11 protein-coding genes and 1 CRISPR repeat array (1 of these 12 only partly in view) are annotated in these 13,703 nt (G+C 42.8%); of the genes, 8 read left to right on the top strand and 3 right to left on the bottom strand.

What is annotated here, in order from left to right:
* Positions 1-12 precede the first annotated feature (12 nt).
* The gene (gene cpsA, locus PH_RS04895) at positions 13-1,176 is read left to right on the top strand and encodes a carboxypeptidase CpsA (protein WP_010885129.1); all 1,164 of its coding nucleotides are present in this window, start codon (positions 13-15) and stop codon (positions 1,174-1,176) included.
* Positions 1,177-1,190: 14 nt separating this feature from the next.
* On the opposite strand, the gene PH_RS04890 is transcribed toward cpsA, so the two are convergent.
* Positions 1,191-2,360, bottom strand: coding sequence for an acetamidase/formamidase family protein (locus PH_RS04890; protein WP_010885128.1), 1,170 nt, complete (start codon positions 2,358-2,360; stop codon positions 1,191-1,193).
* Positions 2,361-2,719: 359 nt separating this feature from the next.
* Between PH_RS04890 and PH_RS04885 the strand changes: the two genes are divergently transcribed.
* From PH_RS04885 to trmB, 5 genes are read left to right on the top strand one after another with little or no spacing between them, the layout of a single operon-like run.
* Positions 2,720-3,970 (top strand): ABC transporter substrate-binding protein, encoded by a 1,251-nt coding sequence (locus tag PH_RS04885; protein ID WP_048053284.1) that lies wholly within the window; start codon positions 2,720-2,722, stop codon positions 3,968-3,970.
* 10 nt (positions 3,971-3,980) lie between these two features.
* Entirely contained in the window at positions 3,981-4,856 is an 876-nt protein-coding gene (locus tag PH_RS04880) for a carbohydrate ABC transporter permease (protein ID WP_010885125.1), read from the top strand.
* 4 nt (positions 4,857-4,860) lie between these two features.
* On the top strand, positions 4,861-5,691 hold the full coding sequence (locus PH_RS04875; RefSeq protein WP_010885124.1) for a carbohydrate ABC transporter permease: 831 nt from the start codon (positions 4,861-4,863) through the stop codon (positions 5,689-5,691).
* A gap of 9 nt (positions 5,692-5,700) precedes the next feature.
* Complete coding sequence (gene treT, locus PH_RS04870; RefSeq protein WP_048053283.1) at positions 5,701-6,945, top strand: trehalose synthase; 1,245 nt, start codon at positions 5,701-5,703, stop codon at positions 6,943-6,945.
* Positions 6,946-6,949: 4 nt separating this feature from the next.
* Entirely contained in the window at positions 6,950-7,972 is a 1,023-nt protein-coding gene (trmB, locus tag PH_RS04865) for an HTH-type sugar-sensing transcriptional regulator TrmB (RefSeq protein WP_010885122.1), read from the top strand.
* Here the strand turns inward: trmB and PH_RS04860 are convergent.
* Positions 7,967-8,404, bottom strand: coding sequence for an EVE domain-containing protein (locus tag PH_RS04860; protein ID WP_010885121.1), 438 nt, complete (start codon positions 8,402-8,404; stop codon positions 7,967-7,969). The genes trmB and PH_RS04860 overlap by 6 nt on opposite strands.
* Positions 8,405-8,695: 291 nt before the next feature.
* Here PH_RS04860 and PH_RS10005 point away from each other — a divergent pair, with 291 nt between their 5' ends.
* Complete coding sequence (locus tag PH_RS10005) at positions 8,696-8,869, top strand: hypothetical protein (RefSeq protein ID WP_010885120.1); 174 nt, start codon at positions 8,696-8,698, stop codon at positions 8,867-8,869.
* 49 nt (positions 8,870-8,918) lie between these two features.
* Here PH_RS10005 and PH_RS04855 read toward each other — a convergent pair whose 3' ends face one another.
* A complete protein-coding gene (locus PH_RS04855; protein WP_010885119.1) occupies positions 8,919-9,911 on the bottom strand; it encodes a DNA adenine methylase in 993 nt (330 codons plus the stop codon).
* A gap of 1,098 nt (positions 9,912-11,009) precedes the next feature.
* Between PH_RS04855 and PH_RS04850 the strand changes: the two genes are divergently transcribed.
* Positions 11,010-11,477, top strand: coding sequence for a hypothetical protein (locus PH_RS04850; RefSeq protein ID WP_048053282.1), 468 nt, complete (start codon positions 11,010-11,012; stop codon positions 11,475-11,477).
* A gap of 524 nt (positions 11,478-12,001) precedes the next feature.
* A CRISPR array of direct repeats spans positions 12,002-13,703; the repeat unit is 29 nt; unit sequence GTTTCCGTAGAACTAAATAGTGTGGAAAG; it runs 2,846 nt beyond the window's last position.

The raw sequence follows: 13,703 nt of genomic DNA, 5'->3' as shown, positions 1-13,703 counted from the left end.
GGGCGATGGAAAATGGATGAGTTTATAATTAAAAGAGCAAAAGAGTTGCAGGGGTATATAGTTGAGAAGAGGAGAGATTTCCACATGTACCCAGAGCTGAAGTATGAGGAAGAGAGGACTTCTAAAATAGTGGAGGAAGAATTAAAAAAGCTCGGATATGAAGTTGTCAGAACTGCAAAAACAGGGGTTATAGGTATCCTTAAAGGAAAAGAAGACGGAAAAACCGTGGCTTTAAGGGCTGATATGGATGCTTTGCCTATTCAGGAGGAGAATGATGTTCCTTATAAGTCTAGGGTTCCTGGGAAGATGCATGCTTGTGGTCACGACGCCCACACAGCAATGCTACTAGGAGCAGCAAAGATATTAGCGGAGATGAAAGATGAGTTGCAGGGAACCGTTAAATTAATATTCCAACCTGCTGAGGAAGGAGGACTTGGAGCAAAGAAGATAGTTGAAGAAGGGCACTTGGATGATGTAGATGCTATCTTTGGGATCCACGTATGGGCCGAGCTACCTTCGGGAATCATAGGAATCAAGAGCGGGCCACTACTAGCGTCTGCAGATGCATTTAGGGTTTTGATAAAGGGGAAGGGAGGTCACGGAGCAGCACCGCACCTCTCGATAGACCCAATAGCTTTAGCTGTAGATTTAGTGAATGCCTATCAGAAGATAATATCGAGGGAAGTAGATCCACTACAACCAGCGGTTCTTAGCGTTACCTCGATAAAAGCTGGAACGACATTTAATGTAATTCCAGAATCCGCGGAGATACTTGGAACCATAAGGACATTCGATGAGGAAGTTAGGGATTATATAGTAAGGAGAATGAAGGAGATTACTGAAAACTTTGCCAATGGGATGAGGTGCGAGGGGAAGTTTGAACTAACGATAGAGCATATACCCCCAACTATAAATAATGAAAAGCTGGCGAATTTTGCGAGGGATGTGCTAAAGGTTCTGGGCGAAATTAGGGAGCCTAAACCAACGATGGGAGCTGAAGATTTTGCCTTTTATACAACCAAAGCCCCAGGACTGTTCATATTCCTGGGAATAAGAAACGAAGAAAAGGGAATAATTTACCCACACCACCATCCAAAGTTTAATGTGGATGAGGACATCTTGTGGATGGGAGCAGCGATCCATTCTCTTCTGACTTATCACTACCTCTCCCTTTGATTTTTTCACTTAATCTAAAATGGAAGGTTATAGTGCTTAACTACTAGCTCGTATATCCCAAGCTTCTCAAGGATCCTTAGTGGAACTTGCATGGAAACTTGGACTATTCCGGGCAATCTTCCAATCTCTACAGCTCCGGTAATGGTGACCCTATTCTTAACCTCCTCAACGCTCATTCCAAAGAGCTTTGCCGCTCTCTTAAACCCGTTGAGTGCAGCATCGTTAATCGTTGGTCCAGAACCAATTATTTGGAGTGGAGCAACAGGCTCAACTTCAATTCCAAACTTCTTTGCTAACCTCTCAACCTTTTCCCATTCATCTTTCCTCCAGGGTTTGGCCAGGGGTGGTAGATCTTCCTCTGGAGGTAAAAGAATAGGCCCTTCTAGGTTTAAGCCCTTTATAACCTCAACTGTAACAGTTGTCTCGGCCGTTACATCCGTTGTATGGCCAGCGACTTCCCCATCTCCTTCCATTGCGTGAGCATCTCCAGCGTAAACTCCTCCCCCTTCTACTTTAACTGGCGCTATGACTATAGCTCCTTCCCTTACGGAGTCAACGTCCAAGTGACCATCGGTTAACTTGGTTTCATAATCCTCTTTGGAAATCGCATAGGGGTGGGGAGCGTTGATTAGGAAGTATCCGAAATCTCCAGCATTGTGCGAGTCAGGGATATCAACTGCAGGTATTGTTCCCAACTGGCCTAAGAATGGTCTAATTCTAGATGGAACTCCAACGATATCTGCTTTTGCGAAGATTAATATGGGGACTTGTTTTGAATTTTTAGGTAGTGCATGCCATTCCCAGGCATTTTTCGCTATCATTTCGGCCGTCTTCTTGTCAACAGTGACTCCAACGCCACCTTCATGGTCAAAAACCATGGTATACCCATTTATCATCCTAAATGGTGACACAGGGGCTCCACACTTTTTGCACCTTATAGCGTCTTCTCCAATTCCTACCACTTCAAACTCGGGCCATGGTTCATTACAAACTGGACACTTCTTCGCAACGTAAGGGTCACCAACAAAGCTCCCTTCTCTGGGGGAGTCGACGCCCGATGATGCGGCCTTTGAAAGCACTCTAATCCTCTCTACCCTAATCGCTATGGCGTCACCAACTTTTGCCCCTTCCACCGCTACGAGATAGTTGACCTCATGTCCTCCTCTAATAGTTGGTGTTATCATTGGACCCCAGCACCCAGGAGCTGTTAGAAATGTTATCCTTCCCCATCTGCAACCGGCCCAAGCATCTTAGTGTGAGGTCCTATAATCCCATTCATTTGTACATCATTGTATATTTCCTCTTCAGCTGTCATAAGGCCACCTCAAAGATCTTATTAGTGGATTAGAGTATATAAACGCTCCCGAATGTGTATATACTTAAAGTATACACAAGAGGGCATCATCAACTCGTTACAAGATAAGTATGTATAAGCTTGTTAAATGCTAAATGAAGCGAAAAATTTCCAATTTTTGTTGACATATGAAATCTAAAAATATATATACTTTTAGTACATACATAGTTAATTGAGGTGCGATATGCAATGAACAAGATTCCCGCCCTCCTTTTAGTTGGAGCGTTGATAATAGCCACAGTTGCGAGTGGGTGTATAGGGGGAACCACAACAACAGAGACACCAACGGTTACTAAGACCAAGACCCAGGAGGTAATAACGCTCAAGGTAATCGGGCCTTGGTCGGGGGCTGAACTTGATGCATTCATGGAGGTTCTAAAGGCCTTTGAAAAGCAACATCCTAATATAAAGATCGAGTACAAAACGTATAGAGCAGAAGACCTATCCACGATTCTCCCCCTCCAATTCGAATCCCATGATACTCCAGCTGATGTTATATTCATGTGGGGATGGTTCATCGCAGAGATGGGTAAGAAAGGACACCTAATGGAGCTTAACAACATTATTAACCCTGAAGAATACGTTCCTGGGATTTTAGATAGTGTAACGGTGGATGGGAAGATCTATGGGGCCCCATTTACGGCCGCAGCAAAACCAGGTTTCTGGTACAGGAAGTCCTTCTTTGAGAAGCACAATCTAAAGCCACCAAAGACCTGGGATGATTTCGTTGCATTGCTCGAGGAGATAAAGAAGATACCAGGGATTAAAGCTCCAATAGTCAGCGGAGATAGCGTGGGATGGCCCCTATCAGATGTAACGGAACACTTCATACTAACCTTTGGAGGGAAGGATCTCCAGCTCAAGCTAATAAAAGGAGAAGTTAAGTGGGAAGATCCTCAGGTTAGAAAAATCTTCGAGGAGAAACTCGTTCCTTTGCTAAAAGCTGGATACTTTAGTGATCCCATAGAGTGGACATCCGCTGTTGATCTATGGTGGAAAGGAGAATACGCACTCTACTTCATGGGAACTTGGATAACAGGAATGGTCGATGATCCGAACGACCTCGGCCTAATTCCACTTCCTGGGGTAAAAGCCATGGTTATAGCCCCGGACTATTTAATGGTTCCAAAGTACACTAGTCATCCTAAGGAAGCCCTAGAACTTGCTAAGTTCCTTGCGACGGAGGGACAAAGGATCCACGTTGGAACGAAGTCAGGAAAGCTAGCTACCTGGAAGAAGGTTTCGATAGACGATTACTGGGCCCCGATGAGGGATGTTGCAAAGATCGTTGCGAACGTTGAATCAGCTCCAGATCTGGATGACAGCGTTGGAGGGGAGTGGCAGAAGGTCTTCTGGGATCAGCTTAAGCTACTTTGGGTGCAACCCGATAGGCTTGACGAGGTTTTAAAGACCCTAGACGAGAAGTTCCCGAAGAAGTGAGGGATTCACTGTGAGGAGGAACTTAACTCCCTTCTTCTTTCTTTTACCGGCCTTAACCCTGATGGTACCCTTCGTTATATATCCCGTCTTCAAGACGATATACCTAAGCTTCTTTCTGGGCGATAAATTCGTTGGGCTTGAAAATTATAAGAACGTCCTTCTAAGTCCGGACATAGTTAACCTTGAGAGGTTCCCGACGAAATCCCCTCCTTGGGGAGCATTAATTCATAACATAGTTTGGATAGCGATTCACCTTCCAACGACGATATTCCTTGGTTTGGGATTTGCCCTCCTCCTTAGAAAGAAGGAGGTTAAGGGGAGCTCTATAATAAAGTCGATAATATTCCTGGGAATGGTAATCCCGATGGTGGTAGGAGGGTTAATAATAAGGTTCCTCTTCGAGGAGGGGGCCGGAGTAATCCCAGCATTCTTTAAGCTAATTGGTATTGAAAAACTCGCAATTACTTGGACGGCCTATCCTCAGACGGCCTTATTTTCAGTCATCCTTGGTTCCATCTGGATATGGACGGGGTTCAGCATGTTAATGTACTCCGCAGGGCTAGCTTCCATCCCAAAGGATTACTACGAAGCAGCCCTGATCGATGGGGCTAATAAGTTTCAAATCTTCAGATTCGTAATATGGCCCCTCCTCAGGCCAATAACCGTCGTGATAGTTGCAATGACCTTGCTCTGGGATCTCAAGATATTCGACATAGTATATGTAGCTACTGGAGGGGGCCCAGGAGGAGCTTCAATGGTTCTAGCCCTCCAGATGTGGGACTACTTCGCTAGATCCCTTAATTACAACTACGCTGCCGTTGTTGCCGTTTTACTTACGGCTTTAACCTTCATCCCAGCACTGTGGCTGATAAAAAGGAGGGGATAATGGGATGAAAATTAGGAGGTATCTAGTTCCTAACTTAATTGCCTGGTCAATTGGAATAGCCTGGCTAATCCCGTTCATGGGAGTATTGATGGCATCGGTAAGGCCCTATGAAGAGATCGTGAGCGGCTGGTGGCATCTTCACCCATTCACCATTACCTTGAAAAATTACATAAACGCACTAAATCATCCAATGTTCCCTATTGGAGAAGGACTCAAGAACTCCCTAATAGTGGCCATCCCATCAACGATAGTTCCCGTTATAGTCGCATCATTAGCGGCCTATGCATTTGCCAGGTACAGCTTCCCCATAAAGCATTACCTATTTGCATTTATAGTTCTCCTAATGGCCCTTCCCCAGCAGATGACGGTTGTCCCCCTCTACTTCCTACTGAGGAATGCTCACCTGCTCAACACTTTCAGGGGATTGATAATAGTTCACTCCGCATGGGGCCTTGCATGGATAATATTCTTCATGAGGAACTACTTCTCAATGCTTCCAACGGATGTCGAGGAAGCGGCCAAAATAGATGGAGCTACCGACTTCCAAATATTCTATAAGATAGTCCTTCCCATGGCATTACCTGGGCTGATCTCAGCATCTATACTTCAATTTACATGGGTTTGGAGTGACTTCTTCCTGGCATTGGTGTTCCTTCAGAATCCAGAAAAATACGTTGCAACTCAGCGTTTACCCCTGCTTAGAGGTCAGTACTTCGTTGATTGGGGGCTCTTAACTGCGGCATCGATAATGGTAATGCTCGTCCCCCTCCTCGTGTACGCATTGTTCCAGAAGTATTACATTAGTGGTATGATTGGATGGTCAGTTGAGAAGTGAGGGATGAAGATGTACGAGGTTAAGGAATTTAGTTCGGGGAAAAGAAAGCTTGAAGACTATAAAAGCATAATAGGGGAGGAAGAAGTTAGCAAAATCCAGGAAAAGGCCGAGAAATTGAAAGGAAGAAGTTTCGTCCATGTGAACTCAACTTCCTTCGGAGGAGGTGTCGCCGAGATACTCCACAGCTTGGTACCCCTACTGAGGAGCATTGGAATTGAAGCAAGGTGGTTCGTAATCGAGGGGCCCACGGAATTCTTCAACGTCACGAAGACCTTTCACAACGCACTTCAAGGTAACGAATCCCTCAAGCTAACGGAGGAGATGAAAGAACTTTACCTCAATGTGAACAGGGAAAATTCTAAATTCATTGACCTTTCAAGCTTTGACTACGTTCTAGTCCACGACCCCCAGCCGGCCGCCCTTATAGAGTTCTACGAGAAGAAGAGCCCATGGCTCTGGAGGTGCCACATAGATCTCAGCTCACCAAACAGAGAATTCTGGGAGTTCCTGAGGAGGTTCGTGGAGAAGTACGACAGATATATCTTCCACCTTCCTGAGTACGTTCAGCCTGAGTTAGATAGGAATAAGGCCGTTATAATGCCTCCATCGATAGATCCCCTGAGCGAAAAGAACGTTGAGCTTAAGCAGACGGAAATCCTAAGAATCCTTGAGAGATTCGACGTTGATCCGGAGAAACCTATAATAACCCAGGTCTCAAGGTTCGATCCATGGAAAGGGATATTCGACGTTATCGAGATTTACAGAAAGGTTAAGGAAAAGATCCCAGGAGTTCAGCTACTCCTAGTTGGGGTCATGGCCCACGACGACCCAGAGGGATGGATCTACTTCGAAAAGACCCTAAGGAAGATAGGAGAAGACTACGATGTGAAAGTCCTGACGAATTTAATAGGGGTTCACGCGAGGGAGGTTAACGCCTTCCAAAGGGCTAGCGATGTTATATTACAAATGTCGATAAGGGAAGGGTTCGGGTTAACAGTTACCGAGGCTATGTGGAAGGGAAAACCTGTAATTGGTAGAGCAGTTGGCGGTATTAAGTTCCAGATAGTAGATGGGGAGACTGGATTCTTGGTAAGGGATGCAAATGAAGCCGTTGAGAAGGTGCTCTATCTCCTTAAACATCCAGAGGTATCGAAGGAGATGGGAGCTAAGGCCAAGGAAAGGGTGAGGAAAAACTTCATAATAACTAAACATATGGAAAGGTACTTGGATATCTTGAACTCCCTCGGAGGATGAGACAATGGAAATTCCTCCCGAAATCCTTCAATCTTTGATAGAACTTGGCTTCACCAAGTACGAGGTGCTAACCTATTGGACTCTACTCGTTTACGGTCCAAGTACCGCTAAGGAGATCTCAATTCGAAGCGGAATCCCCTATAACAGGGTTTACGACACGATATCTTCCCTAAAAGTTAGGGGATTTGTCACAGAAATCGAAGGAAATCCCAAGGTTTATGCAGCTTATTCTCCCAGGATAGCTTTCCTTAGATTTAAAAAAGAACTAGATGAAATTTCAGAGAAGCTAGAGAAAGCGATTTCTGAAGTTAAAAGGGAGGAGAGATGTAGGCCCTCGATATGGAGGAGTCACGATTTTGAGGAAGCCATAGAAATGTTCAAGGAAACCCTGGAATCATCAGAAAATGAGGTTATAGTTGTAACCCCAAGTGAATTCTTTAAGAGCATTAGAGAAACCCTTATTGGTATTCTAGACAGGGGGGTAACCCTTTCACTTTATATAGATAAAGTTCCAGATATCTCGGATTTTGAGGGGAGGGGAAACTTTTTCTTAAGAAGGTTTACGAAGTTTAACCATTTAATAGGGCTAGCGGATGGAAAGGTCGTTGCAACAATTCAGAACGTCAGCTTCATGCCTCCCTCCCCTCCAAGCTTTAAGTCGACGTTTAAGGAGATAATATTCTCCCAGTATAGCCTAACCCTTGAGATATTTAAGGAGTCATCACTTGAAGTTGAGCAGATAATGAATCCCCAGGATATAAGATTCTTCGCGGTCTTTCATGCTGCAGACTTCGTGAAAAGACACCTTCCCTCTTCAACGATCTTCAGCGAGATCGTCGGTAGGAACGTAAAGACTGGAGAAGTGGAAAAGCTCTACGGGAAGGTTGTGGGTTACACCCTTTCCTTCAGGGAGGGAGTGAACAACATTCAAATAGAAACGGAAAAAGGGATCGTAAAGGTCGGGGGAATGTTCGCGGTAATTGAGGATTACGAGAGCACTAACGTGAGGCTCATGCTAGAATCATAATAATAGTTTCTCAATCAGCTTATAGTCCTCCTCAGGTAGCTCCCTCATGGCCTTCCCAAAAAAGTGCATTGACCATCTCTTCTTGTTCTTAATGAACTTTAAGTCGTTGATTAGCGGCTTAAAATTGATTTCCCCTATTTTAATAGGTTTTATCTTCACCCTGTATGGGTAAGTTTCCTTACCTCCCCTGTGGGGCTTAAAGATACGGCTAAAGTCGACGTAAGGTTCACTTGTAACCTCATAAATTCCTACGATCTTTGGTTCAAGCAAATTTCCTTCTTTATCTTTTTCTTGCCTCACGTATATCACGAGCTTATCCCCTGGTTTAACCCTTGAAAGAGTATTCTTATGTTTCTTTGGAACCCCCCATACATTATGCCTCTTTATGACTTCCCAATTCTCCCTGTTCGTAATGCAGATCCAATAGGTCATTATCCGATCACCTCCCTCTTATCTTAATTGCTCCGGGCATATAAAGTTATTTAAAAAGCTGAGAAAAAAGGTGCCTAATAGTGACATAAATGCCTCGTAAAATATTATCAGACGGAACAATTCTCTGGAAGGAACCGGGTAAAAAAGGGGATAGGGATTTTATTGTTAAAGTGAAATTTCCAGGAAAAAGAGAATATACCCAAAGCACGCGCATTTCCTAATTGATTTTTATGTTACAGCAAAGAAATTGGACAGATACTTTTTGATTTAATAACTAAAAAGGATGCTTCTATGGAGGAAATATTGCAGTCAATAGATGAGGATACAAAAAGAAAATTTAGCAAAGCTCCTGGATATACCTTGGAATATATCCTGCATGCTCTTGAGTGGATATTCGAACAGGAATACCGCCTGAAAAGGGATACAAAGGTCGAAAACTGGCATATCAGATGTTCGTTGATGTAATGAAAGGAGAACACCCTGTTAATGCTATGAAAAAAGCAGGACTAAGGATTTAATTAATCCACTCAAGTATTGATCTCTCTCTATTGTGTCCTTGTTCCTGTTTTTCATAGCTCTCTTGTCTTGTTAACTTAATAGCCTTCTCTAGTCCAACTCTTTCTTCCCTTGGAACATTAGTCACAAGAATTTCATCAACAGGGCCCCTACGATCCGCTTTGGAGTTAATAACCCTCTTTGCTTTCACAATTATTATGTCGAATTCAGGGATATCTTTATAGAGCTTAACTATCTCTGGAGCTGAAGAATTGCTCAAGATGAAATATACTCCTCTCCTATGGAGTTCTAAGCACACATCTCTAAGCCTTATTTGATCCTTGTATGTGAATCCTTCCTTAGAGTAATCTGTAAAGCTAGCCGTTTGGGAAATGGGCTGGTATGGAGGATCAAAGTAAACTAGATCTCCCTCCTTAGCCTTATCGAGGACATATGAGAAGTCAGTATTATAAATTTCGAGGTTTCTTAAAACTCTGCTCGCTTCCCTTAATCTCTTCTCATCAACGATCCTAGGATTTTTGTACCTCCCAAAGGGAACGTTAAACTCGCCCTTCCTGTTCTCCCTGTACAGCCCATTATATGCAGTCTTATTCAGGTAAAGCAGGAGGCTTGCAAGACGAATTGCATTTCTCCTATCCTGCTCACTCTCTACCTTAAATCCCCTCCTTACAAAGTCCCTAAACCAACTACTGAGGGCAAGTTTATTGTATTCTCTTCGCATTCTATAGTAGTACTCCCTTTCATTCTTATGCATCTTTGCATCTTCAATTAACTCTTCAGGGTAATCACGTAGGATGATGTAGAAGTTAATCAGCTTTGGATTAATGTCGTTGATCGTTCCCTCTTTTGGCTCCAGCCAAAATGTGACGGCCCCACCACCAAAGAATGGTTCATGGAAACGCCTATCCTTATAATCGGAAGGCATTAGAGAGACTATATAATGGAGGATTTGCCTCTTTCCGCCGGCCCACTTTAAAACGGGTTCTGCCATTTTACCACTTCACCATTATGTTATACCCCTTAAAAATACTTAGTGAGATTTTTCAGAGAAAAGTCTCATAAAGAGGACAAATTGATACAGCTTAAGAAGGCTTAAGTGTTGACCTCCTATGAGTTCCTCTAAAGCCTTTGTGAAGTTTTGGCGAGATTGAACCTCGGTGAAGAAATCAAAGAGATCATCTCATGGAGTACCGGATTACTTGAAGTCTCAGGATGAAAACTGGTAAACCAAGTTAAAGTTCACAAACTAAGTACCTAAACTGGAAGAGTTAAAATCAAGCCCATAAATCTTGAAGAGGAAGACTACACATCTGCCCAATCTTAGGCTGGGACTTCTTCCGTCTAAGAAATGCTCTAGTTCCCTTAATGCTTCGTTCACGCCCTGCAACCTCTAAGAGAGATGGATAAAGCTCTAAACCTTAAAGTTGCCCAATCGAGCAAGGCTGGAGGAGTATCTCAAGTGATAGAGACTGTCCTTGGGAGTAACTTTAAACAGTTTTTTGAGGATACCAGCATGGGATCACCAATAAATTTCATTAAATGCCATGGCTAGGACTTTGTTCATACCCTGTTTCAGATTTTGAATCTTAGGGGGGCTATAAGTAATATCCCTAACAAAAATCCTTGCGACATGTCTACTTCAGTCAGCAAAAAGGTACACTAGACTTGTCTTTCCAGCCTCCCCATTGATCTAAGAATTGCCACCCAGCTTTGGCATGAAGAGCGTTTATTAATTCGCTTTAACTCCTCAGAACATCCAAATGGACTCTCTCACATATATTCCTGAACTAGTTCAAGGTATCCTTTACTTGTGCAATTCAGCGTTAACCCTGTAAAAGAAAGTACAACCAGGGATAGCTGGCAAAGTTCACTATATTAACCTGTTCAAGAAACACAAAAGATTATAAGTCCCTTTTGTGGATTCCTTCATAGGTCTTACAAGGTACCTGATGATTATGTCTCAAAAAAGCCATTTAGTTCGAGAACTAGGGTTACAAAAGGGAAATTTAAATTGTAAACCGATGATGTGTGTCATCCCTGCTGAAAGGGGTCGATGATGATGTTTTGATCCCCATCTGAGGTGCTGGAAATGTTCGGGTTCCTCAAAAGAAAGAGGAAAAAATTTGGGCCCCTCATTTATCTAAGTGAGCCAACTATCCTATACCATACTAAAACAGAAAAAATAATCCTTGAGATAATAGAGGAGAACCTAAATTCGAACAATGTAATACTTCCCTCCGATTATGGACTGAGAGATATAAGCGATAAGATAGCAGAAGTTGATTACCTAGTGGCCGTGGCAATATATGGAAAGTTCTCCTCCCTAGTTTGCAGGGAAGTTGAGAAGGCCAAAAAGCTGAACAAGAAGATCTATACGCTGGACATAGGAAAAACTCCACAGTCTTTAGTTTATATGCTGGCCGAAGGGATACCTGAACATATAAAGTGGATGAATGAGAAGGAAACTGAGGAATTTTTCGGACAGTTTATAGCTAAAGACTTCCTGGGTTCGGGACTTAGGGGACTCTTCTTAGGCTACAGAGATCATGAATGGTAAATTTTTCATTTGTTTTTGTTTTCGTGTTACGGGTTTTTGTTTTCTCTTTTTGTTTTCTCTTGTTTTTGGTTTAATACCCTGCTCGGGTCTAGATTCCATAATTAAGGGTTCTTAATGTCTTGTTTTTAGTTTAATTCTCTCATTGGGATTTTTGTTTTCTGTTTACCATCATAGTGGTAATTTCTTGTCAATTGTATTCATTTGGAATTCGAGTTATCTTAACGCTTTATTTTAACTTTGAAGTGTTTTAACCCCTTAATTGGATAGTCTAGGAGTCTTGTTAAGGGCTTATTTTTGAAGGATTTTAGTGTTAGTGAGTTAAATTAATTTAACTTAGTTTCGATCTCTCTTTTCCAGTTGAATTGAGAGGATTTTTGGTTGATGGTTTATTCGAGGGTTCTCGTGACTTCTAGATTTTTGTGTCAGGTTTATAAATGAAGTCCAGTATTACCGGTTCCCACAGTGAGTAAATTATATAAACTTTGAGGAGACTTTATTAAACGAATAAAGCAAAAAACCCAAAAGTTTCCGTAGAACTAAATAGTGTGGAAAGTACAGGCTCCTGGGGATTGCTGAGAAGGGCAGTCCTGGGGTTTCCGTAGAACTAAATAGTGTGGAAAGAAAGGAGGTGGAATTGCATGGAGCAGAAACTTAATTTGTTTCCGTAGAACTAAATAGTGTGGAAAGCGTCGTGTCGGCTCCCTCAACGTCTAAGAAAGCAACGGTTTCCGTAGAACTAAATAGTGTGGAAAGCGGTTTCTTGCATACCAGATGAAATCCGACTCGAAATACGTTTCCGTAGAACTAAATAGTGTGGAAAGGTTGATACTGACGCTTGACTTCAAAAACACTGTCTACAAGTTTCCGTAGAACTAAATAGTGTGGAAAGGTAAACCTCCACAACAAGTTTCCCCTGTCCTTTTACAGCGTTTCCGTAGAACTAAATAGTGTGGAAAGTTTAACGTCCAGACGAGGTGATAAAAATGGAGTTGTTGTTTCCGTAGAACTAAATAGTGTGGAAAGTTCTTTCCAACTTATCATCATCAGGAACAATGTCTTGTTTCCGTAGAACTAAATAGTGTGGAAAGCAATTCCCCCAGGAGGCAAGGTAGTTGCGGAAATCGCGTTTCCGTAGAACTAAATAGTGTGGAAAGATTCTGATTACTACAGCCCTGTAGGTTCCCCTTTCTGGGTTTCCGTAGAACTAAATAGTGTGGAAAGCTGGTAATTTCCAGTACTCTGACCATTCTATCACTTCGGTTTCCGTAGAACTAAATAGTGTGGAAAGTCATAAGGGGGGCCAATGTTACTTAGTGACCCTATCCGGTTTCCGTAGAACTAAATAGTGTGGAAAGATACTGGGCGTGTGAGTGTGTTAGCGCGTCAACATAACAGTGTTTCCGTAGAACTAAATAGTGTGGAAAGAAGACTGTTAAGGTACTCCACGCCATCGAAGCATTTTGTTTCCGTAGAACTAAATAGTGTGGAAAGCCGGTTGCCTCATCCCTTACTGGGATTACCCAAACGTGTTTCCGTAGAACTAAATAGTGTGGAAAGTCCCCAGGCCTTACAATGTATAAGCCATCACCCCTTCGTTTCCGTAGAACTAAATAGTGTGGAAAGGGGAACTCCTCCCAGAGCAGGCAAGGGAGGAGGCTGGGTTTCCGTAGAACTAAATAGTGTGGAAAGAAAGCTATGCCTATTTGCCTATTAGATGTCTTTGAGGTTTCCGTAGAACTAAATAGTGTGGAAAGTCTTCCTGGTGCCGAAAGACGGTAGGACGCTGGATAATATGTTTCCGTAGAACTAAATAGTGTGGAAAGAAAAGCCTTATCCAGTTCCCCAGCCGTACCCAGTTCCCAAGGTTTCCGTAGAACTAAATAGTGTGGAAAGGAACTACTCTTGGCTTGCCTGAGCTTCTGCACAGTGTCCGGTTTCCGTAGAACTAAATAGTGTGGAAAGTAAGCAGTCTCCACACCCTCCTCCTCTATGATTCTCTGTTTCCGTAGAACTAAATAGTGTGGAAAGCTCGTCATCGCTGATGTACTGCTCCTCTTTTACTATGTTTCCGTAGAACTAAATAGTGTGGAAAGAACTCCCAATAGATGACTTTCCTGTCAATGTATTTCTTGTTTCCGTAGAACTAAATAGTGTGGAAAGTTTTGCAAGGAGCTTCCCCATCCTCCCCATCAATGAGGTTTCCGTAGAACTAAATAGTGTGGAAAG

It is taken from the genome of Pyrococcus horikoshii OT3, assembly GCF_000011105.1.
Lineage (GTDB): Archaea > Methanobacteriota_B > Thermococci > Thermococcales > Thermococcaceae > Pyrococcus > Pyrococcus horikoshii.
This window is presented reverse-complemented; position numbering and strand designations above follow the sequence as displayed.

Bases quoted from the DNA above. Each gene is read 5' to 3' on its own strand.
- cpsA (WP_010885129.1), top strand. From the start codon at position 13: ATGGATGAGTTTATAATTAAAAGAGCAAAAGAGTTGCAGGGGTATATA.
- PH_RS04890 (WP_010885128.1), bottom strand. From the start codon at position 2,360: ATGATAACACCAACTATTAGAGGAGGACATGAGGTCAACTATCTCGTA.
- PH_RS04885 (WP_048053284.1), top strand. From the start codon at position 2,720: ATGAACAAGATTCCCGCCCTCCTTTTAGTTGGAGCGTTGATAATAGCC.
- PH_RS04875 (WP_010885124.1), top strand. From the start codon at position 4,861: ATGAAAATTAGGAGGTATCTAGTTCCTAACTTAATTGCCTGGTCAATT.
- treT (WP_048053283.1), top strand. From the start codon at position 5,701: ATGTACGAGGTTAAGGAATTTAGTTCGGGGAAAAGAAAGCTTGAAGAC.
- trmB (WP_010885122.1), top strand. From the start codon at position 6,950: ATGGAAATTCCTCCCGAAATCCTTCAATCTTTGATAGAACTTGGCTTC.
- PH_RS04860 (WP_010885121.1), bottom strand. From the start codon at position 8,404: ATGACCTATTGGATCTGCATTACGAACAGGGAGAATTGGGAAGTCATA.
- PH_RS10005 (WP_010885120.1), top strand. From the start codon at position 8,696: ATGGAGGAAATATTGCAGTCAATAGATGAGGATACAAAAAGAAAATTT.
- PH_RS04855 (WP_010885119.1), bottom strand. From the start codon at position 9,911: ATGGCAGAACCCGTTTTAAAGTGGGCCGGCGGAAAGAGGCAAATCCTC.
- PH_RS04850 (WP_048053282.1), top strand. From the start codon at position 11,010: ATGTTCGGGTTCCTCAAAAGAAAGAGGAAAAAATTTGGGCCCCTCATT.